Genomic DNA, 23,838 nt, shown 5'->3' on the forward strand with positions numbered 1-23,838 from the left:
AACCGCCCCCGCGAAACCCTCAACTGGCGCACCCCCACCGAAAAACTCAACGAGTTCCTCACCAGCACCGATGCAACCACCCCTTGACTCCAAGCGGGCATGACTAAGAGTGCAAGATCCATTTAGCCGTGGCGATCTTGCAGCTCTTGTCACGGCGGGGCATGAAATGGACGGCAAGATCGGCTCTGAGCTGCAGAATCGTGCAAGATCTCCCGGTAGTCGAGGCCCGGAAAGTGGAGCAGACACGGGCGGGAGCCCAGATGCGAAGCAGACGCGGGTACAGCGCAAGATGCGAGGCAGACGCGGGACACGAACGCGGGGCAGGCACGAACGCGACGCAGACACGAACGCGACGCAGACACGAACGCGGCGCGGACACGAACGCGGGGCAGGCACGAACGCGGCGCGGACACGGGCGTTGGGTCGGAAGGCGGGTGGCGGGGTGGCTGCGAGGGGCCTTCGGGGGCGGGTTTCTTGGGGCCTACTCGTAGGGCAGGGCGCCTAGCAGGTCGGCCATCCAGGGCTGGGTGGGCACCGCGTCGGGGCCCAGCACCCGCATCGCCCCGAGGACGGTGATCAGCATGCCGGCGGCGAAGAAGTCCCGGGCCTCCTCGGCGGAAGCGCCGGTCAAGTCGCGGACCAGGGTGAACAAGTCTCCGTAGCACTGGCGGACGGCGTCGCCCAGGCCCGGGTCGGCGGCCGCGGCGAAACCGTGCAGCAGGACCACCAGCAGGTCGCGCTCGGCGAGCAACTGCTTGTAGGCCATGCCCAGGCCGCGCAAGCTCGGATCCTCGGCAGCTGCGGTGCGCCACATCTGCTGCACCCGGTCGCCGGCGTGGCGCATGGTGGCCAGGAACAGCTCCTGCTTCGAACCGAAGATGCGGATCACATACGGCTGGGACACGCCGGCGATCCGGGCCACCTGGTCGGTCGTCGTGCCTGCATAACCGCCCTGCGCGAACGCGGTGACGGCGGCCGCCACGAGTTGCGTGTGACGTTCCTGGGCGGTGAGACGCGTCCGAACCATGTTGACAGGTTATCAGTCGATGCATACCGTCGTTAGTTATCAGTCGATTACAACTACGGGGAGCATCGTGACCACCCTCGCCGCGAAACCCACGAGAACGCGCCCGTTCGGGCTGGTGATCGCCGCCGTCGGCATCCCGGCCTTCATGGGCGCACTGGACAACCTGGTCGTCAGTACCGCGCTGCCGGTCATCCGCACCGAGCTCGGGGCGTCGATCGCCGATCTTCAGTGGTTCGTCAACGCGTACACGCTGCCGTTTGCCGCTTTTCTTCTCACCGCAGCCGCGCTCGGTGACCGGATCGGCCGCCGCCGGATGTATCTGTTCGGCATCGCCGTGTTCACCGCGGCCTCGGCCGCGGCCGCCCTGGCCACCGAGCCGTGGCAGCTCACCGCGGCCCGCGCCGTGCAGGGCCTCGGCGGCGCGGCCATCGCCCCGCTGTCGCTGACGCTGCTGGCGGCCGCCGTCCCGGACCGGTTGCGCAACGCGGCGGTCGGCATCTGGGGTGGCATCACCGGCCTCGGCGTCGCGCTCGGCCCGGTGATCGGCGGCGCGGTCGTCGACGGCCTCACCTGGAACTGGATCTTCTGGGTCAACGTGCCGATCGGCGTCGGCGCGCTGATCCTGGCCGCGGTCGTGCTCGACGAGTCCCGCGGTGGGGCGCGCCGCCTCGACCCGCTGGGCCTGCTGCTGTCGTCGAGCGGAATGCTGCTGCTGATCTGGGGCATCGTCGACGGCCCGGACCGCGGGTGGACCTCCGGCCGGGTGCCGGTCATGCTCGCCGCCGGCGCCGGGCTGATCATCGCGTTCCTGGTCTGGCAGTCGCGCAACCGCACGCCGATGCTGCCGCTGACGCTGTTCCGGTCGCGGTCGTTCAGCCTGGTCAACGTGGTGACGCTGACCTTCTCGGCGGGCGCGTTCGGGTCGGTGTTCCTGCTCGCCCAGTTCTTCCAGGTGGTGCAGGGGCTGACCCCGCTGGAGTCGGGGCTGCGGACCCTGCCGTGGACGGCGGCGCCGATGGTCGTCGCCCCGCTGGCCGGCATCTTCGGCGCCCGGCTCGGGCTGCGCAACCTGGTCGTGGCCGGGCAGGTGTTCCTGGCCGCCGGCATCCTGTGGATCGGGCTGGCCACCTCGACCGACGCGACCTACGGCGACTTCGTGGGCGCGTTCCTGCTGGCCGGCGTCGGCATGGGGCTGACCTTCGCGCCGATCAGCACGATCACCCTGGCCAGCGTGGACGAGCAGCAGCGTGGGGTGGCGTCCGGCGCGAACAACACGATCCGGGAGTTCGGGGTGGCGGCCGGGGTGGCCGTGCTCTCCTCGATCTTCAGCAGCCACGGCGGGTTCACGAGCGGGCAGGACTTCGTGGACGGCGTGGTGCCCGCGGTGCTGACCGGGGCGGCGGTTCTCGCGGCCGGAGCTCTGGTGGCCACCAGGTTGCCCCGCAAGATTTGAAACATCCTGTTGCGCGTACGCAACATGGCTGCAACGATGACCTTCAATTCTGCGTCGCCCGGTCATCGCGTGATCCCCGGCACCGTCCTCGCCGGATCCGGTCACGCCTCGCTCTCCCCGGACCGGACGGGCAGGACCCGTGAAAGTGAGCAGCGTGTGCCGGCCCTCCGACCGGCACACGCCTCCCGCCCCGGCGGTCTGTCTGCCGTCCACAAACGACCGCCGGGGCTTACAAATGGCCGTCAAGCGATCTTCTTGACGGCCATTTGTAGCTTTTGCCGTTTAACTTAAATAAGCGCGGCCTCTACCCGATCTGCACCCACACGTCGTCGAGCGTGCCGTGGAACTGGTCGTTGTTCTGGCCGACGCCCTTGCCGCCGACGGTGAACGGATCGTGCGACTCCACCGACAGCCCGACCGGCACGGCGGTCACCGATTCGAGCCGGTCGTCGACCAGGATGGCCAGGCTGGGACCGGTGCGCCGGCACTCCAGGGAATGCCACTCACCGTCCGCCACCGAAGTACGGCTACGCGCCACGTACACCATGGTCCCGGTCTTGTCGCTCATCCCGCAGCTGGGCTTGCCGGAGAGCCCGTCGACCTGGAGCTTGTACTGCCCGCCACCCTTCGAGTAGCCCTTCTGCAGGATGTTCTCGCCCCGGCCGGTCTCCGCCGGTGACAACAGCACGCCTGCCCCGTACCGGATGGGCTTGTCCTTGGGGTTGAGGTCGTCGGTGTCGCCGGTCTGCAGGATGAGCCGGGGGCAGTCGCCGCCGGCGCAGGTGGCCGGGAAGGCCAGGGCCTGGCCGTTGCCGTTCGGGACCATCCGCGGCGCAGCGCCGTGCCGGGTGACCGTCCGCAGCAGGTGGCCGTGCCCCGATCCGTCGTCGAAGGTCCCGTCGGCGATCGTGGTGTCGAAGTTGTACGCGGCGACATGATCGGGCGCGAGGGTGGCCGACTCGGTGCGCGGCGCGACGCCGGAGAACTCGACGTAGCGTTTCCGGCTCACGCCGCCGACCAGGGTGAAGTCGCCGACCGCGCTGATCGAGCCGAGCCGCGGGCTGGCCGCCAGCTGCCGGGTGCCGGCGACGCCGTTGGCCTGTGGCGCCCATTCGAGCAGGTTGCCCTCGGGGTCGACGGCGGCCAGTTTGCCCCGGGTCACCGAACCGTCGGTGCAGATGCCGCGGGCGCCGTTGTTCGTGGTGGTGCAGGCCTTGTCGAAGTGCCCGCCCACGTAGACGGTGTCGTCGAGCAGGGTCACCGCCTGCGCGTCGCCGTCGAACACGCGGGTCCAGCGGGTCTCGCCGTCCCGGGTGTACGACACCGCCCGCCCACCCTGGCCGCCGAGCGCCGCGTACACCCCGTCGGTGTGTGCGGCCAGCGCGAACACCTGCGAGACCGGCTTCGGCAGGAACGACCTGTCGACCTCGCCGGTGGCCGGGTCGACGGCGGCGAGGCGCAGTGTCGAGCGCACGTCGTTGGTCTTGTGGAAGCTTCCCCCGAGGTAGACCCGGTCGTCGGTGACGGCGAGCGCGTTCACGGTGTCGTCGGTGGTCGGCGCCCACGCGTCGAGTTCCCCGGACTCGGCGGTGAACGCGGCCAGGTTGGCTCGTGGCCGCCCGTCCACCGCGGTGATCCGCCCGCCCAGGTAGATGCGCCCGTGGCCGGCGGCGATCGCGTTCGGCTGCCCGGCCACGCTGTGCTTCAGCGGTGTCACCCCGCCGTCGGACGCGTCGATGCCGGCGACCGCGTCGCGGGTCTCGCCGTTCACCGTGTCGAAGTCACCCGCCGCATAGACGACACCCTGGTCGATCGCGAGCGCCCGGACGTTGGCGTCGGCGACGGGGTTCCAGTCGCGCAGTTCGCCGGTGCGCGCGTCGAAGGCGGCCAGCCGGGTCCGGGACTGGGCCTTGCCGCCGGCCGAGGCGGTGGTGAAGTCGCCACCCACGTAGACGGTGTCCTCGGCGTAGGCGACGGCGTAGACGGGACCGTTGAACGACGGGGTGACGGAGGGCTGTGAGGAGACGATCTCCGCGAAGGCCGTGCCACCGGCTGCCACGAGAACCGTCGCGACGCCGATGACGAGTGCCCTTTTGCCACTTTTGGGGATATTTACCACGTAGGTAGCTAACTTCCGAGATCGGCAAAAGTCGCGGTGGGCACTATGCTCCGGCGTACGTCATCGAAGGAGGGGAATGCCGTGCCGCATCGTCGCCGCACCGCCGTCACCGCCGCCCTGGTCATGGCCTCGGCCGCGCTCGCGGCCGGATGTGACGGGATCGAGATCGAGATCCCGGCCGGATCCCTGCCGGCCCCGGTGAGCATCGCCCCGATCCCCTCGGCGTCGGCCGGCCAGCCGGAGTACGTGTGCACCGCCGTCTACAAGGTCCTCACCGAGGGCGCCGTCCGGCTCGCCGAGCACACCGTGAACGATGACGCCGAGGGCCTCAAGCGCACCTTCGCCGACATGGCCGCCGAGATCTCGGCGGCCGGCGGCCGCAGCGTCGACGCCGCCCAGCGTGCCGCCGCCGGCGAGATCGCCGACGCGCTCGCCGGCGCCTCCCGGCAGGGCGACCCGAAAGCTTTCCTGAACGGCGACTTCGCCACGATCGGACAAAAAATCGACGGCACCTGTACGTAGGGACGCGCGCAACCCGGTGATGGTGGCGAATGTTGCGGATCCGCCACCATCACGCTCGCGTTACTCGGTGTTGCAGCGCATCGTTACTTGGTGTTGCAGCGCATCCAGGAGAAGTGGTAGATCGTCTCGATGCTTCCGTCGGTCGAGTCCATCGTCAGGTAGCTGACGTCGGTCGACGTGCCCTTGGTGACCCGCAGCTCGGTGTTGATGTTGAGGTTGCGCTGCTCACCACAGGGCCGGAAGACCTGCGACGCGATCGGCACCGAGTCGGAGGCGATCCAGTTGTCGTCCAGCGGCGCGGCGATCGCGTGGTTGGCGTAGCTGCCGACCGTCATGCCCTGGAAGTAGTAGTTCGCCCGCTGCTGCGCGACGGCGCCGCGCTGGAGGTATCCGTAACCGCGGTAGTCCACCTTGGCGATCGCGAAGGTGAACCCGGCCGGCGCGTGGACCAGCACGTTGAGCTGGCAGTTCTTGCGGTTCTCGGTGACCGCGATGTTCGGGCCCGCCTGCGCCAGGTAGTTGCTGTAGATCGCGGTGAAGGCGGAGTTGTCAGGCGAGATGGCGACGTCGGCGGTGCCCGGCGCGCAGCCCGAGCCGGCCATCGCGACCAGTTCGATGGACATCTCACCGGCCGGCGGCGGGTCGACGATGACGATGATCGCCGACGCCGGCGTGGCGCCGAGCAGCGTGGACGCGAGAAGCGCCAGCGCCACCACGCCACGGGTTAACAATCTTTTCATTTTCACCCCTTCGGGGACGGGAACGGACGGGCCCAAGCTATTGATGCATGTCAATAGAAGTCAACAGCCGTACACCTCGCGGGAGCACCTATTGATGTCCATCGATAAAGAGGAGGGCAAGGCATCAACCTGGCAAAACCGCGCAAACTAGAACACGCTTTAAGCGAAATAAGCAGATTTGCCCGGCGACGAGCCCGGGGCCATTGCAACTTGCACGGTTTGCTGGAGATCAATAAGTAATTCATCCTTGTAAATGCGATAGGGCCACCACTACGGTGGTCGCGGATGCGATGACCGCCGTTCTGGAATGATTCCAGGTTTTCCATACTGTGGCACCCACCCGTTCCCCGGAAGGAAGTCCATGAAGAACAGCAATCGCGTGATGGCGGCCGTGCTGACCACGGCCCTCGCCATCCCGCTCGCCGCCGCCCCCGCACAGGCCGCCGCGGCCGCGCCGGCCATCACCGTCGAGGTGATCGCCAGCAACGGCTCGGGCTGCGCCCCCGGCACCGCCTCGGTCGTCAGCAACGGCGACAACACCGGATTCCGCGTCAGATACCGCGACTTCGTCGCCGAAGCCGGGGGCGGCGCCGCCGTCATCGACAGGCGCAAGAACTGCCAGCTCGGCGTCCTGGTGACCATCCCGGACGGCTGGACCATCGCGATCGCGTCGGCCAACTACCGCGGCAAGGCCTTCCTCCGCTCCGGCGCGAGCGCCCTCCAGCGCACCAGCTACTACTGGCAGGGCACGACCACGACCGAGCGCAAGGACGTGACGTTCACCGGCCCCCTGAACGGTCTCTGGACCACGTGGGACGTCGCGCCCGTGCTCACCTACGCCGAATGCGGCTCGCAGAGCGTGCTCAACGTCAACACCGAGCTGCGGGTCGACGCCGGCGCCTCCACCGGCACCAGCAGCATGTCGATGAACGTCACCGAGGGCGACGTCGACACGCTCTTCAACTTCAGCCTGGCCTCCTGCTGACCGCTGGCCACTCCGCCCGGCTGGCCGTCGACGCCAGCCGGGACCGGCTCCCGTACCGGAAAGCTGTCGTTTGAATGAATGCGGAGGCATGGGGGCGCGGGCACGTAGGCTCGGAAGCATGATCGATAGGCCGGTTCGCATCGGGCTGCAATTGCAGCCGCAACACATGGACTACGCCACCATCCGCCGCACCGCCTCCGAGGCCGAGGACCTCGGCCTCGACGTGCTGTTCAACTGGGACCACTTCTATCCGTTGAGTGGCGAACCGGACGGATTGCACTTCGAGTGCTGGACGATGCTGGCCGCCTGGGCCGAATCCACGTCGCGGGTGGAGATCGGCGCGCTGGTCGCCTGCAACAGTTACCGCAATCCGGAACTGCTCGCCGACATGGCCCGCACGGTCGACCACATCTCTTCCGGCCGCCTCATCCTCGGTATCGGCTCGGGCTGGTTCGAACGTGACTACACCGAATACGGCTACGAATTCGGCACCGCCGGCAGCCGCCTCGACGACCTGGCTGAGGCGCTCCCCCGCATCGAATCCCGCTGGGGTCGTTTGAATCCGCCGCCCACCCGCGACATCCCCGTCCTGATCGGCGGCGGCGGCGAGAAGAAGACCCTGCGCCTCACCGCGAAACACGCGAACATCTGGCACAGCTTCTCCGACACCGAAACCCTCGAACGCAAACTCGGCATCCTCGGACAACACTGCGCCGACATCGGCCGCGACCCCTCCGAGATCGAGATCTCGGTCATGGGCAAAACCGCCGACCGCGACAAAATGTACGAATTGGGCGCCCGCCTCTTCACCATCCACACCGGCGGCCCCAAACCCGACCTCACCGAACTCCGCGAGTTCCTCACCTGGCGCGACAAGCTGAACGCCTGATGATCGCGGGAGAGCGCGGCGATGGCTGGGCGGGTGCCATCGCCGCGTGATGCGGGGGCGTCGATGGATACGGCGAGTCGTCCTGTTCAGCGGTGCAGGCTTCCTATTGCTGGGCGGGTACTGGCTGTTCGGCATGACCCGCGCGCAAGCCAACGGGCAGGCGGGATGGACCGGCGGGTTCATCGCGGTGGCCGGGCTAGCGTTCGGCCTGGCTCAGGTTCTTCTCGGCGCCCTGGCTCTACGTAGAAAAGAGCCGGCCCGCCCTGCCGCACCATCGATGACGATGTCGCCCCCCGACCGGCAGGAACGAGGACCGCGACAAGCTCACCGGGTAACGCTCATGGCAGGGGCTGGATCGCCGCCATTTCCGCTGTTCAGCCCCTCTACACACGGATCATCGGCGCTCGTGTTCCGCTGCGCGCCGGCGCCGCGGTCGTTTGGCATGGACCGCTCGGCACGAGAGCAGGAATCAGAGCTGGCCGAGGTCGATCTCGACGGAGAAAGGTGCGGTCAACTTCACGATGCCGGTGAAGACATCGCCATCGCGGTAACGTCCCGTCGCCGGGTCGAGGATGTAGGTGTAGACCAGAGGCACACCGGTCACGGCCTGCTCGACGCGCCAATAGAACTGGATACCGGCTTTCGCGTACTGATCGGTCTTGACGATCCGGTCGGTCGTCTCCGAACCGGGCGAGACCACCTCGACCACGAGGAGCACGTGCTCGGGCCGGGTCGGGGTGACGTCGATGGTGTCCGCCCGGTAGACCGTCACGTCGGGTCGGCGGTTGTTCAACGGCACGTCCTGAAGCCGTACGTCGAAATCGGTGTCCGCGTTCCAATCCGGGCCGGCAGCAGCGTCCAGTGCGTTGGCCAGAAGTCTGGCCAGACGGTTGTGCCGCTTGGAGGCGCTCGGGATCACGAGGACCATCCCATCAACGATCTCGATACCGGCGCACTGCTCGTCTGACCACGTCGCATATCTCTCAGCCGTTACCTGCTCGTGCATCCAGGCCGGCGCGACCATCTCGGCAGTCATGAACACCTCCCGAAGGCTGCTCGGCTGTCGGCCCAAAGATACCGTGGCTCCATCCTCGCGTTGGCATGACGGCCGTCGGCGGGAGTGTCACCGGGTGGGTGCCGGCGGTTGTCTCCGGAGGTTTCGCCGCCTTCGTCGGCTGATTCCTCGTCACTCTGTTGCGCCTGGCTCCGGGCACCATCGCGCTGACGCCTTCCGGGCGCCTCCATTCCTTCGAGGGCGGTCTCCTGCCCTTCCTGGTGGCCCGTACCTCATGGCTCGGCGCCAATGCGGTACCGGCCTACAAGGCGATCAGGTTCTATTTCGACCACCCCGATCAGAGACCCCATCTCCGATCTCCTCGCTGAACTCCTCAGCGAGTTCCCCAAGACACAGAGGCTCAGACTGGTTCGAGCGCGGTGGGCACCGGTCAGCCGTGATGCTGGTTGTGTTCCCCAGCGGGAACGGAGTGGGACGGTCTGGGTTCGGGTGTGCCGTTCCCGGTACCGCCACGCAGCGCCGGGCCGATGACCAGTGTCGACCCGGCGAACACGGCCGCGAACAGCAGGATTGCGATGCCGGGCGCCCGCCAGGTGCCGAACCGGCGGCGCAGGCGCAGCGCCATCGGGATCATCATCGCCAGGCCCAGGACGGCGAACAGCACGGTACCGGTGAGGCCGGCCAGTAGAGCCGTGCCGGCGAGAATGCCGGCGTGGTGCAGCAGATGCGGAGCCAGGCCGGTCACCGCGCCGAGCACAGCGCCGGCGGTCCATCGCCCGGCCCGGCGGCGCTCGGCTCCCGGACCTGCCGGGTCCACGGTCACCTCGGACCAGCTCGGCCGGGTGCCGCCCCACTCACCTCGGCGGCCGGCTGCCCACCGGCCGCGTCGACCAGGGTGGTCAACGCGGCGATGACCGACGGCCGCTGATCAGCGGGAATGCTGCGAAGCAACTCGGCGAACCGGGTCGCACGAGCAACCGCGAGTTCCCCGGCGGCGCGGCGGCCGTCCGGGGTCAGCTCCAGCCACACCAGCCGGCCGTCACCACCACGGTCGGCCCGCTGGACCCAGCCCCGGGAGGTCAACTGCGACACCAGGCGGCTGACCGTGCTCTTCTCCAACCGCAGACGCTCGCCCAGCGCGCTCTGCGTCAACGGGCCGTCCCGATCCAGCTCGCCCACGGCGTGCGCCTCGGAGGCCGGCACCGGCGCCCCACACGGGGTGCGATCCGGCTGGTGCAGGCCGAATGCGCGTACGAAAGCGGTGATCCTGCTTTGCAGGGCGAGTGCCTGGTCGAGGTCATCGTCCGACATGGTTCGACCATACAACCAATTAGTTCGACGATACAACCATCGGATCCCGGCCGGGTCAGGCGGCCGTCCCGGCTTTCGGCCGTGCGCCGAACGCGACGAAGGGGATCACCGCGAGGGCCAGCACACCGCCGATGATCGAGAGCGCGGCGTAACTGGTGGCGGCCATGACCATGCCGCTGGCGATGCCGCCCCCGGCGCCGGCGAGCGCGACGCACACGTCGACGACGCCCTGGGTCTTCGCACGGGTGTCGGCAGCCACGTTGTCGGTGATCATGGCGGTGCCCGCGACGAGACCGAGGTTCCAGCCGAGCCCGAGGAGGGCGAGCGCGAGGGTGAGCAGGACGACGGAGTCCTCGGGTGAGGTGGCTGCCACGGTCCCGGCCGCCAGCAGCGTGCCGCCGGCCGCGATGGCGACGGGGATGCGCCCGATACGGTCGACGAGGATGCCGGTGATCGGTGACGGCAGGTACATGGCGCCGATGTGGACGGCGATGACCAGGCCGGTGGCGTGCAGGTCGTGGCCGTGGGCCTGCATGTGGACCGGGGTCATGGTCATCACCGCGACCATGACGAGCTGGGTGAGGACCATGGTGGCCGCGCCGGACACCCGGCTGTATGAACTCGACCGTCCCGAGCTGCTGGCCCTCAAGGACGAGCAACTGCAGGTGGCCGGCGCTACACCGAGGTGTGCCCGCATCGCGGTGAGCGTCGACTTGACCGCGGCGTGGTCGTCCTCGCTGCGCGACGCCGGATTCCGCCCTCAGTCGCCGACGCTCTGGCTCGTCGAGGGTCTTCTGTACTTCCTCGACGGCGACCAGCTCCACGCTCTGTTGCAGGAGATCAGCGACCTCTCCACCCCCGGCAGCTGGATCCTCGCCGACTTCGTCACCGCCTCGTCCCTCGCCAGTCCCAGCATGCGACCGTGGCTGGACCGGAATGGCCAGCAGCGGCCATGCCTGGCACTCGGGCAGCGACCAGCCGGAAGCCCTGTTCGGGAGTTTCGGCTGGCGGATGACCTGCACGGACTATGGTTCGTCGCGAGCTGACTTCGGACGCTGGGCGGCGAGCGATGTCGCCCCGGGCGTCTCGGGGACCCGGGGCCGCTACATCGTGATGGGTGACCGCATCAGCGGGTGAACCGCCGGTGCAGACGGACCACCGCCCCGGCCAGCGCGGCGCCCGTCACCCCGAGCAGCAGCACGACCAGCAGCCAGAACTGTCCGGCGCCGGCCTCCCACAGGCCGTCCTGGTACAACGGCGCCTGCCGGAACCTGTTGAAGTCGGCGTAGGAGGCTACCGCCCCCAGTCCCAGCCGGGCCGGGAACACCGCCGACACCACCCCGAAGGCGCCCTTCAGCTGGAACAGCGTGCCGCTCAGCGCCACCTGGAGGACCGCCAGCAGCGTGCTCCAGGTGACCGCCCGTTCCAAGCTCGGGGCGCGGGCCGAGATGAGCAGGCCCAGACCCATCGACGCGAGCATCGTCAGCAGCACGATCAGGTAGAGCATCGGCGCCGGCGGCAGTCCGTACGCGGCCGGCGGCAACTCACGCAAGCCGGCGAAGACCCCGGTGACCAGGGCGGCCAGGACCCCGCACAGCCCGGAGTAGACGATCGCCTTGGACAGCACCATCGGCGCCGCCTCGGTGCCGACCCGGAAGTCCCGGTGCAGCTTGTCGGCGTCGTTGACGATGTCCGGGTAGGTCAGCGCGGCGCCGGCCAGCGCCGCCACGGTGACCAGGATCGACAGCACCGGGCCCATCTCGGCGCCGGGCCGCAGGCCCTGCGCGGACGCGATGACGGCGAGCAGCGTGCACACCACCGGCATCGCCAGCAGCACGGCCAGTGACCCGGCGCCGCGCCGCGCGGTGAGGACGGCCTGCCGCCGGACCAGGGTGCCCAGTCCGGACGCCGTCCATCCGAGCGGCAGCACCGGGCGCGCCCGCCGTTCGCCCGCGGCCCGCTGCGCCGGCTGGGCGCCCGGTTCCCGGTCGAGATCGATCATCAGGTCGGCCCAGCTCGGCTGGCCGAGCTGGGCCAGCACACGATCGGGCGGCCCGGCGTCGTGGACCCGGCCGCCACGCCGCACCGTGAGGATCTTGTCCACGTAGCCGAGATGTTCGGTGGCATGCGTGACGATGACGACCGTGCACCGGTAGGTCTCGGCGATCTCCCGCAGCTCCTTCATGATCGCCCGGTCCTTGCCCGGGTCGAGGCCGCTGGTCGGCTCGTCCAGCAGGAGCAACTGCGGGTCGCCGACCAGCTCCGTCCCGATGGAGACCCGCCGTTTCTGGCCGCCCGAGGTGCCCTCGATCCGGTTGCCCTCCACGTATTCCAGACCGAGCCGGGTCAGCACCTGGTCGACTCGCTGGTCGAGTTCCCGCTGTGGAGTGCCGGCGGCGGCCCGCAACTTCGCCGCGTAGGTCAGCGTCTCGCGTACGGTCAAAGTCTTGAAGAGTCCGTCGTCGCCCTGCGGGACGTACCGGACCTGCCGGCGCCGCAGCTGAGGGTCGGTGGGTTTCCCGGTGTCCAGGCCGATCAGCACGGTTCCGGAATCCTCGAGGAGCTCACCGAGCAACACGTTGATCAGCGACGACTTACCGGCCCCGGAGGGTCCCACGACGGCGACCACCTCCATCGGCTTGATCTCCAGGGTGACGTCGTCGAGGCGCTTGTTGCCGTGGTCGCCGTACACGGTCACGTGGTCGAGGCGCACACCCAGGCCGGTCTCGGCGGAGGAGCGCCGGGCCGGGGCGATCACCCTACGGACACCGGGCCGTGTCCCGGTGGCCGCCGCCGCATCGGGCAACAGGGCGGCGCTGACGGTGAGCACGGTCTGCCCGATGATGAACGTGTCACCCTCCGTCAGCACCGCCGACATCCGCCGGGCGCCGTCCACCCACACCTCGCCGGAGATCCACCAGGCGCCCTGGCTGTCCAGCCGGACCGTGGCGTGCCCGGCCCGGACCAGCGGATCGTCGACCTCGATGTCGGCGTGGGTGCCGGTGCGCCCGATCGTGTAGCGGCGGGTGCCACGAGGCGGGCGCGGGCCGGGCCGCGACACGGTCGGCGGTTTGTTCCCCGGCGGGCCCGGCGGCCGGGGCCGGAGCGGGCCGGTGGACACGCCGCCGACGAGGTGGACCCGGACCGGGTCGGTCGCGGAGAGCCGCTGCCGGGCGTTGCGGACCGGGTGGCCGTCGATGCGCAGGACCCGCGCCGCCGGCACGTTCGCGGCGTGGAAGAACCAGTTGCCGAGCAGCTTGATGAAGTAGCCGAGCTGCCGGTCGCCGTCCTCGCCGGGGCTGACGTCGACCGTCAGCCGGTCCCCGTCGCGCCGCAGGTAGTGGACGTCGTCGGCGGGCAGGGTGCGCAGATCACCGCCGAGGTCCACGACCAGCGGCGTCTCGTTGTCGTCGTTCATCTCAGTACGACCTCCGCGGTCTCGGCGGCCGTAACGCGGCTCGCAGGGCGTCGAGCCGGTTCTCGTGACGCAGCCGCGCGGGAAGCACCGGCGGGCACGGGTCCGGCTGGTAGGCGTAGTCGGCAGGCAGCCAGGAACGACGCCGGTACGGCACGGCGGGCGCCGCGGGCAGCATCGGCCGCGCGGTGACCGGCGCCGTCACGGCCGACCACTGCCGCGCCAGCCGGTCCCAGGCGACGGCGTCACCGGGGCTGCCGAGCAGGTGGATCAGCAGGCCCGCCGAATCCGGCGGCACGGCCGCGGCGAGCAGGGCCCGGTCGCTCGGGCCGAGGCCGACCTGGGTGGGTTCCTCCAGCAGCACACGCACCACCGTCCACATCAGTTTGTGCAGGTCGGTGGCGATGGTCGGGTGCTGGGCGGTCGGCTGCACCTCGTTCATCAGGTCGGGTGCGGCCGGCGCGGCGACCTGTCCCCAGTGCCGGCCGGAGACCATCGAGTCGCAGTCGACCAGGTAGACCCCGGGCGACGGCGGCTCCGGCGCGCACAGCACGTTGTCCGGTTGCAGGTCGTTGACGACCACACCACGCTCGTGCAGGTCACGGACCACGGTGATCAGGTGGCCGAGGACCGCGATCGTCCCGGAGGGCGCCGGGCTGCCGGGCGCGGCGCCGTCCAGTTCGGTCAGGCCACGGGGCGTCCGCAGGTGGGACCGCGACATGGCGAAGAAGCCGGGCGGCGCCGGTGGCACCAGCACACCATCGACGCGGGCGCCGAGGCGGACGAGATACCGGGGCCAGGCGGCGACCGCGTCGAGGCCGGCGCGCTCGTCCGGGGCCAGGCCGGCCCGCCAGCGGATCAGCCGCAGCAGCGCGTGCTCGTCGACCTGGGCACGGTGCTCCTGGGTGAACCTCTTGAACAGGTACGGCGTACCGCGGTAGGTGCAGAACGTCAGGACGGCGTTGCCCCCGGCGTCGATGCGGATCCCGCGGGAGTCGAAGAACCCGAGGTCGCGGGCGTCGATCTCGTCACGCATCGGCCGGTCCCTCCCCGATCCAGACGGCGACCGCGGAACGGTCGTCGGACCAGTAGTCGTCGACGAAACTGACGTGGTTGAGGAACTCGAGCCAGGTCGGCCGGCGTCGCCACAACCGGGCCAGGCCGCGCGACAGCGGCGACACGGACTCGTCGAGCGCCCCGGTGAAGCCGTCGCTGCCGAGGACCAGCACAGCGCCGGGCGACAGGTCGTACCGCTGGGTGTGCGGTCGGACGTGTCCCGGCAGCTCTCTGGTCGCGTTGTCGCCACCACCGCGTTCGTGGTGCAACGGAATCCACGCGCCGGCGTACAGGGCCCAGGCCTCGGAGTCGCCGACGCCGTGCACCGTGACGTACGCGCCGTCGAAACGTGGCGCGATCTCCGCGACGATCAGCGTGCTCGCGCCGTCGATCCGGGCGTCGTCGCCGCCGAGCGACCGGACCAGGCCAGCCGCCACCGCTTCGAACAGCCGGGCGCCGGTGGCGTCGAAGGCGATGTCGTCGGGCCTGGTCAGGCACAGGTGCAGCACCGCGGTGATCGCCTCCTGGGCCACCCGGCCGGACCGCGGGAGGGAGCCCACACCGTCAGCGACGGCCACGTAGAGCACGCCGCGGCGGTCGTCCCAGGCCGCGCCGATCACGTCCTGGCCCTCGAGGTCCTGTTCGGCGTGGCCGACGCCGCGCAGGGTGACACCACGGACGTTGAGCCGGGCCGTCGGATGTGGACCCGAGGTGGTGCCGCACCACCCGTGGAAGAACGAGCCGTGCCGGGCGCTGCCGGCCACCACCTGCGCGGGCAGGCGGGGTTCGCGCTCCTGCCCGTCGAGGACGAGCCGGTGCACAGCCGGGCCGGGCGCCGCCGGGCGAGCGGGCTGCTCGGCGACCGCCGTCCGCGGCTGGCCACCGGCGTCTGTCTCTCGCCGCCGGCCATCGGCGTCTGTCTCACGCCGCCGGCCATCGGCGTCCTTCTCCCGTCGCCGGCCACCGGCGTCCTTCTCTCGTCGCCCGCGACGGGTCGGTGCGCCGGGTCCGCGGCGCAGCACCGAACGCAGCAGGGCGGCCTGCCGGTCCTGGGACTCCTGGGACAGGATCGCCCGCCGGCGCAACGCCACGACCGCGAGCGCCAGCACACCGGCCATCACCAGGAACAGGCCCAGGATCAGCTGCGACTCAGCCATGGACCCGGCGCATTCCGTGCGGTTCGTCGATGATCAGCTCACCGGCGCGCACCGACAGCCGGATGCTGCGCTCGATCATGGTGATCACGCTGGCGGCCAGGCTGTCCCCCGCGGCCTGGTCGCCGGGGTCGGCCAGGAAGGCGTTGCGCTCGCCACCCGGCCGGCCGGTGGCCAGGGCCCGCAGAGTGCCGCCGTGGGCGCCCTCCAGGCCGATTGCCGCGATCCGGGCCTCGACGGGCGCCGCCACGAGACGGTCGCGGGCCGGCCGCCACTCCTCCGGAGCCTGGTAGCGGCCGTGCGCGTACGGCGCCCCGTCGGTGATGAAGAAGATCAGCGGCCGGGCCACCCGGGTCCGGTAGTCCTGCCCCGCGCCGGCCGCCTCGATCGTCTCGCGGTCCGGTCCCACCCTGTCGGCCAGGAAGCCGAGCGCGGCCGCGTAGTCGGTGTGCCGCCCCGAATGCGGGCTCCGCACATGCGGCGGCCTGGTCAGCGAGGTCATCGGGCACAGCAGCTCGGCGTGGTCGCCGAAGGCGATGACACTGATCCAGGCCGCCTTGGCCAGCGAACGCGAATCCGCCAGCGTCATGATCAGGTCCGGGATCAGCTGCTGGAACCCATCGTGCGGGCTGCGGCCGCCAGGGCCGGCCCGGCGCATCGAGGCGGACACGTCGAGCAGGATGTAGATCGGATAGCTCTTGCGCTCGGACAGCGTCAGGGTCATCGGGTACGGCTCCCGTCCGCGCCGTCGGCGGGCGTCACCGGCAGGGGCATCGTGGACGCCTCACCGAGCAGGTAGGCGGCACGGGCGTCGGTGAGCTCCTCGCGGAGCACCTCCACGTCGACGTGCCGCATCCGGGCGTCGAACTCGACCTTGCCGACCGCCGAGGCGTGCTCGGCGTTCATCTGGACCCGGGCCAGCTGCTCGTGGAACACGCCACGCCGCCGCTCGGTCTCGCTGACCATCGTCTGCACCCGCCGCTGCGAGGCGACCCGATCGGCGACCACCCGGTCGTACGATGTGAAGCCGCTGAAGAATTTGAGCAGCACCGGCAGCGCGTCGACGGTGATGAAGAACAGCCGCAGCGCCCACTGCGCGGCGTGCATGTTCGAGTCGGCCTCGACCAGCGCGCCGAGTGCGCCGAACCGTTCGAGCAGGCCGATCGCCCGCTGGTTGCCGGTGTAGTCGTCGACCCGGTCCTTGATCTGCTCGTTGATCAGACGGCCCTCGGTCTCCTGCGCGGCGCCGAGCTCCCGGGTGAGGGTGCCCACCCGCTTCTGGTACCCGGCCAGCTGGTCCTGGTTCTGCTTCATGTTCTGGTTCTTGAAGTACTGGTCGGCCTCCTTGCGCAACCGCTTGCAGTTCGGGCCCTCGCCGATCCGCCCGGTCGTCTGCTCGGTCTTGGTGCCGTTGCACTCCTTGCGGGCCATCTCCTGCAGCCGCTCGAACTCCTTGTCATCAGGGTCCGTGGTCTTCTTGAGCGCCTCGATGTCGGCGTTCACGCCGGTGATCTCCTGCTCGATCGCGGGCACCCGGGTCTGCACGGTGATCCGCTTGTCCGAGCAGTCCGGGGTCCGCTTGCCACCGTCCGGCGGGGCCGGCGCGGGCTTGCCCGGAATCGGATTGCAGTACTTGAGATCGGCGTCGAGCTCGCCGACCTCGACGATCCGGTCGTCACGGACCTGCCTGTCGACGGCGGTGTGGAAGACGCCGAGCAGCAACGGCTCGGCGATCACGATGCCGAAGATGATCGACAGGCCCAGCCGTGGCAGCAACTTGCGGATCCGGGCGCCGGCCCGGGGCGCCGCCGAGTTCGCCATCAGCCACCTGTCCAGGGACAGGACGAACAGGCCCCAGAAGGGTACGAAGAACAGGATGCTGACGTGGAAGCCGTCGAACACCGCGAGCAGTGCCACGGCCAGCGAGAACATCGCCATCAGGGCGGTGCCGAGCACGACGCCGCCCATCGCGGTGTAGCGCGGGCGCTCGGTGGGCACGGTGTCGAGCAGCCGCTCGTCGACGCCGGTGAGGGTGCGCAGCGCGGCGGTGATCACGATTCCTCGCTCCAGGTGTAGTGGTCAGGCATGAAGGCGGGGTTGCCGTCGTGCAGCGGGACCCCCTCGGGGCCTCCGTCGTCACCCGGCGCCGGCGGGGGCGGCGACGGAGGGGCGGACTCGTAGCTGTCCCGGGCCCGCGGCACGGACGCCATCCGCTGCAGCTCCAGGGCGACGCCGCTGAGCCGCACGACCAGGCCGGGAACGATGAGCGGATGCAGGTCGTGGTAGGCCAGCAGCCGCGCCATCGCGTTGCGCTGGAAGGCCGGCCAATGCCGCAACCGCTCCGGTTCCTGCGCCATGAAGGGCAGCTGCGGGTCGCGGTTGAGATGAGCGGTCAGGATCGGGTACGCGTCCCAGCACCCCGCGTCGAGCACCAGCTGTGGATCGGTGACCTGGCAGAAGAAGCCGGCCCGGACCGTCACGCAGGTCCGGGGATCGGCGGTGGGCAGCCAGGTCACCGCCTCCAACTGGACCTGGCGCAACGAGACCACGGCGACCGCGACAGCGTCGACCACGATCTGGTCGTCCAGGCGCAGCCGTCCCTCGGGCAGCACCTCGTAGCTGTCGCCGTGCTGGAAGACCAGGACACTGCCCGGCGGCTGGTGCGGGATCTCGTGCAGCTCGCGCCGGGTGCGACGCCACCGGCGCCGGGCCGGTGGGCTGAGCTCGGCGGAGTCGAGCACCGGGTAGCCGCGGCCGGCGCCGTCGGTCGGCGTGGTCATGGGTTCGTCTCTCCTGACGGGCCGGGTGCTCAGATGAATCCGCGGGCCGGAGCGCGGTCGAGGGCGCCCAGGGTGGCGGCTTTCACGACCACCGCCGCCGCGTTGTCGGCGGCCAGCTTGTGGTGGTCGTCGTTCTTGTCGAAGCCCCAGTCGCAGATCCCCTTGACGACGATCCAGTCGACCTTGGCGTGCGCGGCGGCGGCGTACACGCCCGCGCCCTCCATCTCGCCGCCGAGCGCCTCGAGCTGATTCCGCGCCAGCTTGTCCCGGAAAGTTCGCGAGTTGACCAGTTTGTTGGCGGTCAGCATCGGCCCGAAGTGGACTCGGAACGGTCCGTCGAGCCGGCGTGCCGCCGTGCGCAGCGCGCTGAGCAGCTTCATTGAGGGGGTGACGCGGTCGCCGCGTTCGATCTCGTAGGGTTCGGCTGCGGCGTCCGCCTCGGTGGCCGCCGGGGCCTTCTCCTCCATCGGCCCGCCGGGCGGGTCGGTCACCTTCACCAGGTCGATGGCCCGCAACTGGGTGCAGACCAGCACGTCCCCGAGGGCCTGCTTGCCCGGCCGCAGGCCGTAACAGATCCCGGCCAGGATCATGAAGTCCAGGTCGAGCTGGGTGACCAGCGCGGCGGCCGCGATCGCGGCCCGGCCAGGCCCCACGGTTCCGGGTTCCACCTGGGCGAGCGAGATCCGGGTCTGTTCGATCGGGCCGAGATAGGTGTAGGCCTGGTTCTCCAGGAACTTCTCCTCCGGCTCCCGCCCGTTGACGGCGTGGACCGCGGCGCTGACCGCCCGGTACTCCTCGTCGGTGGCGACCATGATCATGGTGTGGCTCGGCATCCGGCGTCTCCCTCCTCGGATGTAGGCGTCGTGCCGGGCGCGGCGCGCACGCAGGTACTGCTGAAGGGCGGCCACCGCCACGAACAGGCCGACCACCGACATCAGGCTGGTCAGCCAGCCGATCGTCCAGGCCTCGTGAGTGGCGGGGCTGATCCCGTACGGATCGGACAGAAGCAGCCGTTGCAGCAGCCACTTCAGAGCCGTCCAGTAGTCGTCCGGGCGCTGCGCGCAGTCGGCGGCACAGGCCTTGCGTTCCCAGTCGGCGACGAACCTGGCGACCATGGCGAGGACCGCGAGGCCGCCGCCGACGTACCAGGCCAGGAACCCGCCGGCCTCGAAGATGCGGGCCGGTGCGGCGTCCGGACGGTGGTGCGCCAGGTGCAGCGCGATCGGGGATCCGGACTGCTCCTCCTCGGCCCAGATGCGCAGAGCCTCGCGCGTCGTCTCGGTCGTGCCGGCGTCGCGCAGCACCACCAGGGTCTCGGTGACCACGGCATGCCGTACCTCGACGCCGTCCTCGGCGGCTCGCTGGTGCAGCGCGCCGACCAGAACCTCTTCGAGGCGCCGCTCGACCCTGCCGAGCAGGAGGTTCGCGCCACGCTCGTCCAGGTGGTGGCAGAGCGCGAGGGTCCACCGCCGGCCCGGCTCCAGTTCGGCGGCGACCTGCTCGGACGTCGGCATCGGCCGGAACAGGCCCACGACCATCTGCACCACCGCGGTCACCACCAGGGCGACCATCAGCACGGCCACGTGCAGCATCGCCGCGAGCGCGAACACCAGCCCGAACAGCACAGCCACCGGTCCGCCGCCACCGGCCACCACCAGCGCGGCGACCCCACCGGCGGCGAGCAGCCCCAGCGCGGGCCCGGCGAACAACACGGTGTCCCATTTGCGCTCCAGCTGGCGCAGCACGCTCAGCCACGTGCCCGGCGCGGTCCGCGGTGAACGGCCCTCGGCCGGCGGCCGCAGCAGGGCCAGCGAGTCCGGCTCACGCCAGATCAACAGCTCGTCACGGGCCGCCACGTAGAGTTGCAGCGCGATCGGGCCACGCCGGCGGATCACACCGAACGGGCCGCGCGGCCGGAGCAGTGCCACGGCCTCCCGCCCGTACTCCGACAGCTCGATCGATTCGGCCGCCGACCGGCACTGGGCCCAGGTCGGTTCGCCGGTCAGCTCCGGCATCCGGACCCGCCGGTGTCCTCGCCGTACTTGACCACCGTCAACTCGATGACCGTGGACGGCTCCGGGCGGCTGCCCGGTTTGACCGACTGGCCGACCACGATCCAGTTCCGGTCGACGAGAGCGACCCGGTTCTGCCCGAGCCCGTCCTTGGCGATGACCAGGAAGAAGCCGGCGCCGCGCAACGCGTCCTGTGCCGACTGCAGGTCCTGGCAGACGACCTTGGGAATGACGCCGTCGGCGGTCTCCGGGGTGGACTGGCCGTCGGTCGGTTTACTCACCCCGAGCACCACGGTGGCCTGCGCCGGCGCGGTGCTGCCGGCTCCCGGGTCCTGGCTCTCGACCACCCAGTTGTCCTTCTGCAGGACGGGCCGGCCGTCGCCGGTGGCGTCGACCGCCCGGACCGACTGGTAGCCGGCTGCGGCGAGGATCTGTTCGGCGTCGGTCAACCGCTTTCCGGTCACGTCCGGGATCTCCGCCGGTGCGGCTTCGGTTTGCGGTACGGACGACGGCGCGCTCGACGTCAGCGGCGTGGCCGGCGTTGCTGGCGCGACCGGGGTGGCCGGGGTGGCCGGTGTGGGCGAACTGCATGCGGCGACCGCTGCGACGATCCACATCGTCGCCGCAAGGCACAGACCGCGTGAGGGATGGGGCACTGCTCACCTCGCCGGGTAAGGACGACCGACCACACTGTGTGGTCGGTCGTTCGTGACAGAGAGTAGAAGTTGGAGGAATAGATCGAGATCAGCCGAGGCGACCATCGTGGGTGCATACCGGACAGGTGACTGACGACGTTCCGACGCCGATCCCGACCGGAACACCGAACGCTTTCGGATGAACGCGGTCCGATGTGGCCCGATTGATCTCGCGACCCGTCAAGGGAACCGGTGTCGCCTACCGGTTTTCTACCGCGTGTCACTCCACGGTGGACGCGTTCCGCCTACGGCCGCCGTCATGCGAGAGCCCGTTCATGTCAGTTCGACGATAAGCAGGCGCCGAGTTATTGTCAAGAAGACATAATCGAGGGGCCGAAAGCGGCGCCGAGGGCCCGGTCAGCCGTGCCCGCGCCCCTCGGATCAGGCCCGGAGCGCCTCGGCGTAGGTCATCTGGAGTGGACCGGGCGTCAGGTTGAGAAGGTGGAGCAACTCGTGGTGCCGGTCCTCGGCCCGGGCCTCACCGCTCAGCACCGCGCCGAGCGCGGCCAGGTCGATCTCACCGAGCCCGAGCGGGGCGAACGCCGACGGATCGGCACCGTACGGACCGTGGACGACGTCGCCGAAGTCCCGGTGGACACGGCCGAGCCGGTCGACGAGAAGCTCCTCGCCGTCCTCGTCGAAGTCCTCGATCACGTACCCCTGGTCGGAGTGGTACTCGTGCCGGGCCTGCCCGCCGGAGTAGATCTCAGCGGTGAGGAAGTCCGAGTCGAACACCTCGAACCGTGCCGTCCACACCCCGGCCCCCAGACTCAGCCGCCGGGCCAGGCCCGCGGTCTCCGCATACCCGTGACGGCCACGAGGCACCACCGCCCACCGGCGCTCCCCGACCGGGAGAACCACAGCCGGCCGGAGACCCCACCACAGACCGCGCCGAACCTGCGCCCGCTCCCCCGCGACCAGCACAGTCTGATAGCTGCTCCCCATAGACGGCGATCATAGGCCGCATCGGTCGCCCCGGCCGCCTCGATGCCTTCTGTCCTGGTGGTAGACCCAGCACCACCATGAAGAGCAATGCTGGCGGGATGTCGCCGGTCCCGCCGCCGGACGAGCATCAGGGCATGCGAAATTTCCGGGAAGCGCCCGCCACGGTGCGGGTGGCATTCGTGAGCTGGCTCGTCGCCGTGGCCGCGGGCGTGCTGGAGACGCTGCTGGTCCTGACCGGTGGCGAGGTGCAGTCCGGCCTGGTCGCCGGCGTCACGATCCGGGCGGTGGTGTTCGTGACCGCCGTCGTGGTGGCCTGCCGGATGCTGGCCGGCCGCCGATGGGCACGACTGGCCCTGGCCGTCGGCCTCGGCGTCGTCGGCCTGTCCTCACTGGTCGCCGATCCGCTCACCTGGCTCGCCGAGGGCAACTCCGTCGCGTCGCTGCTGGCCGACAGCACCATGACCGACCTGCTCTTCGGCGCGGTCCGGGCGATCCACATCCTCGCGGTCCTGGCCGCGACCGCCCTGATGTTCACCCCACCGTCGAACGCCTGGTTCCGCCCCGGCCCCGCGTTCGGTCTCCACCCGGTCGTCTAGCGTTCAGGGCGAACGCTTCCCCCGAGGAGGGCATCCATGAGTGACCGCCTGACCAGCCTGCTCGGCATCGAGCATCCGATCGTGCAGGGCCCGTTCGGCGGGGGCATGTCCGCGGTGCCGCTCGCCGCCGCGGTCAGCGCGGCCGGTGGGCTCGGCTCGTTCGGGGCCAACCATCTGACGCCCGGCGACATCACCGCCCTGGTCGGCGAGCTTCGCGCGGCCGTTCCCGGCGGGCTCCCGTTCAACGTCAACCTGTGGGTGCCGCACCCCGGCGAGCAGGAGCTGCGCCCCACAGACGCCGACTTCGAACGGCTGCGACCCCTCTACGACCGTCTCGGTCTGCCGGTCCCCGAGGGCTATGCTCCCCCACCGCTGTTCGACGACCAGATCGACGCGCTGCTGGCGGCCGGGCCACCGGTGATCAGCTTCGTGATGGGCGTCCCGCCGGCCCGGGTGATCGCCGAGGCCCGCCGCCGCGGCATCGTCACCCTGGGCACCGCCACGACAGTCGACGAGGCGGTGGCTCTGGAGCAGGCGGGTGTGGACGTGGTGATCGCCTCCGGCAGCGACGCCGGCGGCCACCGTGGCGCGTTCCTGCGCCCGCTGGCCGAGTCGCTGGTGGGCACGTTCTCCCTGGTCCCGCAGGTGGCCGACGCGGTGCGGATCCCGGTGCTGGCGGCCGGCGGCATAGCCGACCGGCGCGGCGTGACCGCGGCCCTGGCCCTGGGCGCCGACGGTGTCCAGATCGGCACCGGCTTCCTGGCTGCCACCGAGTCCGCGGCGAGCCCCGTGCACCGAGCCGCCCTGGCCGGACCTGAGGCCGGCACAACCGTCCTGACCAGGATCTTCTCCGGCCGCCACGCCCGCGCGATCATCAATCCCCTGATCCGCGAGCTGGCTGCCGAGGAGGACACCGTCCCCGCCTACCCGGTCCAGAACACGTTGATGCGCCCCCTGCGTGCCGCTGGCGCAGCCCGAAACGACGCCACCTACGTGAATCTGTGGGCCGGCCAGGCCGCCCCACTGACCCGCCCGCTCCCAGCCGCCGACTACCTGAAGTCCCTCCTTTAGCAACGGCTGCCGGCAACGCTCCGGGCCGGACCGGACATCGACGTGACGTGATC

The 23,838-nt window shown here is 70.3% G+C and carries 23 protein-coding genes; 7 read left to right on the forward strand and 16 right to left on the reverse strand.

All coding sequences use genetic code 11. From position 1 onward, the window contains the following. Nucleotides 1-481: 481 nt before the first annotated feature. Entirely contained in the window at nucleotides 482-1,027 is a 546-nt protein-coding gene (locus AB0E94_RS27275) for a TetR/AcrR family transcriptional regulator (RefSeq protein WP_360331309.1), read from the reverse strand. Nucleotides 1,028-1,094: 67 nt separating this feature from the next. Between AB0E94_RS27275 and AB0E94_RS27280 the strand changes: the two genes are divergently transcribed. Further along, nucleotides 1,095-2,480 (forward strand): MFS transporter, encoded by a 1,386-nt coding sequence (locus AB0E94_RS27280; protein WP_360331312.1) that lies wholly within the window; start codon nucleotides 1,095-1,097, stop codon nucleotides 2,478-2,480. 304 nt (nucleotides 2,481-2,784) lie between these two features. On the opposite strand, the gene AB0E94_RS27285 is transcribed toward AB0E94_RS27280, so the two are convergent. Beyond that, nucleotides 2,785-4,539, reverse strand: coding sequence for a LamG domain-containing protein (locus AB0E94_RS27285; RefSeq protein ID WP_360331315.1), 1,755 nt, complete (start codon nucleotides 4,537-4,539; stop codon nucleotides 2,785-2,787). A gap of 141 nt (nucleotides 4,540-4,680) precedes the next feature. On the opposite strand from AB0E94_RS27285, the gene AB0E94_RS27290 reads away from it, so the two are divergent. Continuing rightward, complete coding sequence (locus AB0E94_RS27290) at nucleotides 4,681-5,121, forward strand: hypothetical protein (protein ID WP_360331318.1); 441 nt, start codon at nucleotides 4,681-4,683, stop codon at nucleotides 5,119-5,121. Nucleotides 5,122-5,204: 83 nt separating this feature from the next. Here the strand turns inward: AB0E94_RS27290 and AB0E94_RS27295 are convergent, their stop codons facing one another. Beyond that, a complete protein-coding gene (locus tag AB0E94_RS27295; protein WP_360331321.1) occupies nucleotides 5,205-5,861 on the reverse strand; it encodes a DUF4360 domain-containing protein in 657 nt (218 codons plus the stop codon). A 361-nt stretch (nucleotides 5,862-6,222) separates the two neighbouring features. On the opposite strand from AB0E94_RS27295, the gene AB0E94_RS27300 reads away from it, so the two are divergent. Together AB0E94_RS27300 and AB0E94_RS27305 are read left to right on the forward strand one after the other, a co-directional pair. Continuing rightward, nucleotides 6,223-6,846, forward strand: a complete 624-nt coding sequence (locus AB0E94_RS27300; RefSeq protein WP_360331324.1) for a DUF4360 domain-containing protein — start codon at nucleotides 6,223-6,225, stop codon at nucleotides 6,844-6,846. A 118-nt stretch (nucleotides 6,847-6,964) separates the two neighbouring features. Then, the gene (locus AB0E94_RS27305; protein WP_360331327.1) at nucleotides 6,965-7,735 is read left to right on the forward strand and encodes an LLM class F420-dependent oxidoreductase; all 771 of its coding nucleotides are present in this window, start codon (nucleotides 6,965-6,967) and stop codon (nucleotides 7,733-7,735) included. Nucleotides 7,736-8,204: 469 nt separating this feature from the next. Here AB0E94_RS27305 and AB0E94_RS27310 read toward each other — a convergent pair whose 3' ends face one another. The 4 genes from AB0E94_RS27310 to AB0E94_RS27325 all read right to left on the reverse strand — a co-directional run bounded on the left by AB0E94_RS27310 (nucleotide 8,205) and on the right by AB0E94_RS27325 (nucleotide 10,617). Next, on the reverse strand, nucleotides 8,205-8,771 hold the full coding sequence (locus AB0E94_RS27310; protein WP_360331330.1) for a Uma2 family endonuclease: 567 nt from the start codon (nucleotides 8,769-8,771) through the stop codon (nucleotides 8,205-8,207). A gap of 409 nt (nucleotides 8,772-9,180) precedes the next feature. Then, nucleotides 9,181-9,573: a hypothetical protein gene (locus AB0E94_RS27315; protein ID WP_360331333.1), complete on the reverse strand. Its 393-nt coding sequence runs from the start codon at nucleotides 9,571-9,573 to the stop codon at nucleotides 9,181-9,183. Further along, on the reverse strand, nucleotides 9,570-10,061 hold the full coding sequence (locus AB0E94_RS27320) for a MarR family transcriptional regulator (RefSeq protein ID WP_360331336.1): 492 nt from the start codon (nucleotides 10,059-10,061) through the stop codon (nucleotides 9,570-9,572). Before AB0E94_RS27320 ends, AB0E94_RS27315 begins: the two co-directional genes overlap by 4 nt. A gap of 55 nt (nucleotides 10,062-10,116) precedes the next feature. After that, complete coding sequence (locus tag AB0E94_RS27325) at nucleotides 10,117-10,617, reverse strand: MFS transporter (protein WP_360331339.1); 501 nt, start codon at nucleotides 10,615-10,617, stop codon at nucleotides 10,117-10,119. On the opposite strand from AB0E94_RS27325, the gene AB0E94_RS27330 reads away from it, so the two are divergent. Continuing rightward, nucleotides 10,610-11,107: an SAM-dependent methyltransferase gene (locus AB0E94_RS27330; protein WP_360331342.1), complete on the forward strand. Its 498-nt coding sequence runs from the start codon at nucleotides 10,610-10,612 to the stop codon at nucleotides 11,105-11,107. The genes AB0E94_RS27325 and AB0E94_RS27330 overlap by 8 nt on opposite strands. An 80-nt stretch (nucleotides 11,108-11,187) precedes the next feature. On the opposite strand, the gene AB0E94_RS27335 is transcribed toward AB0E94_RS27330, so the two are convergent. The 9 genes from AB0E94_RS27335 to AB0E94_RS27375 all read right to left on the reverse strand — a co-directional run bounded on the left by AB0E94_RS27335 (nucleotide 11,188) and on the right by AB0E94_RS27375 (nucleotide 22,118). Beyond that, nucleotides 11,188-13,479, reverse strand: a complete 2,292-nt coding sequence (locus AB0E94_RS27335; RefSeq protein WP_360331345.1) for an ATP-binding cassette domain-containing protein — start codon at nucleotides 13,477-13,479, stop codon at nucleotides 11,188-11,190. 1 nt (nucleotide 13,480) lies between these two features. Continuing rightward, nucleotides 13,481-14,512 (reverse strand): hypothetical protein, encoded by a 1,032-nt coding sequence (locus tag AB0E94_RS27340; protein ID WP_360331347.1) that lies wholly within the window; start codon nucleotides 14,510-14,512, stop codon nucleotides 13,481-13,483. Then, nucleotides 14,505-15,689 carry a protein phosphatase 2C domain-containing protein gene (locus tag AB0E94_RS27345; protein WP_360331350.1) on the reverse strand — a complete coding sequence of 395 codons (1,185 nt, stop codon included), beginning with the start codon at nucleotides 15,687-15,689 and terminating at the stop codon, nucleotides 14,505-14,507. Before AB0E94_RS27345 ends, AB0E94_RS27340 begins: the two co-directional genes overlap by 8 nt. Then, the gene (locus AB0E94_RS27350) at nucleotides 15,682-16,410 is read right to left on the reverse strand and encodes a VWA domain-containing protein (RefSeq protein ID WP_360331353.1); all 729 of its coding nucleotides are present in this window, start codon (nucleotides 16,408-16,410) and stop codon (nucleotides 15,682-15,684) included. The genes AB0E94_RS27345 and AB0E94_RS27350 overlap by 8 nt, the downstream gene beginning before the upstream one ends. Continuing rightward, a complete protein-coding gene (locus AB0E94_RS27355; RefSeq protein WP_360331356.1) occupies nucleotides 16,407-17,741 on the reverse strand; it encodes a DUF4407 domain-containing protein in 1,335 nt (444 codons plus the stop codon). The genes AB0E94_RS27350 and AB0E94_RS27355 overlap by 4 nt, the downstream gene beginning before the upstream one ends. Beyond that, complete coding sequence (locus tag AB0E94_RS27360; protein ID WP_360331359.1) at nucleotides 17,738-18,466, reverse strand: hypothetical protein; 729 nt, start codon at nucleotides 18,464-18,466, stop codon at nucleotides 17,738-17,740. The genes AB0E94_RS27355 and AB0E94_RS27360 overlap by 4 nt, the downstream gene beginning before the upstream one ends. Before the next feature lie 29 nt (nucleotides 18,467-18,495). After that, nucleotides 18,496-20,481: a hypothetical protein gene (locus AB0E94_RS27365; RefSeq protein ID WP_360331362.1), complete on the reverse strand. Its 1,986-nt coding sequence runs from the start codon at nucleotides 20,479-20,481 to the stop codon at nucleotides 18,496-18,498. Further along, a complete protein-coding gene (locus tag AB0E94_RS27370) occupies nucleotides 20,469-21,095 on the reverse strand; it encodes a PASTA domain-containing protein (RefSeq protein ID WP_360331365.1) in 627 nt (208 codons plus the stop codon). Before AB0E94_RS27370 ends, AB0E94_RS27365 begins: the two co-directional genes overlap by 13 nt. 459 nt (nucleotides 21,096-21,554) lie before the next feature. Further along, a complete protein-coding gene (locus AB0E94_RS27375; RefSeq protein ID WP_360331368.1) occupies nucleotides 21,555-22,118 on the reverse strand; it encodes a hypothetical protein in 564 nt (187 codons plus the stop codon). 134 nt (nucleotides 22,119-22,252) lie between these two features. Here AB0E94_RS27375 and AB0E94_RS27380 point away from each other — a divergent pair, with 134 nt between their 5' ends. Together AB0E94_RS27380 and AB0E94_RS27385 are read left to right on the forward strand one after the other, a co-directional pair. Continuing rightward, nucleotides 22,253-22,714: a hypothetical protein gene (locus tag AB0E94_RS27380; protein WP_360331371.1), complete on the forward strand. Its 462-nt coding sequence runs from the start codon at nucleotides 22,253-22,255 to the stop codon at nucleotides 22,712-22,714. Between the two features lie 36 nt (nucleotides 22,715-22,750). Then, nucleotides 22,751-23,785, forward strand: a complete 1,035-nt coding sequence (locus AB0E94_RS27385; RefSeq protein WP_360331374.1) for a nitronate monooxygenase — start codon at nucleotides 22,751-22,753, stop codon at nucleotides 23,783-23,785. Nucleotides 23,786-23,838 lie beyond the last annotated feature (53 nt).

The sequence above is a fragment of the Actinoplanes sp. NPDC026670 genome (assembly GCF_040638175.1).
Classification (GTDB): Bacteria; Actinomycetota; Actinomycetes; order Mycobacteriales; family Micromonosporaceae; genus Actinoplanes.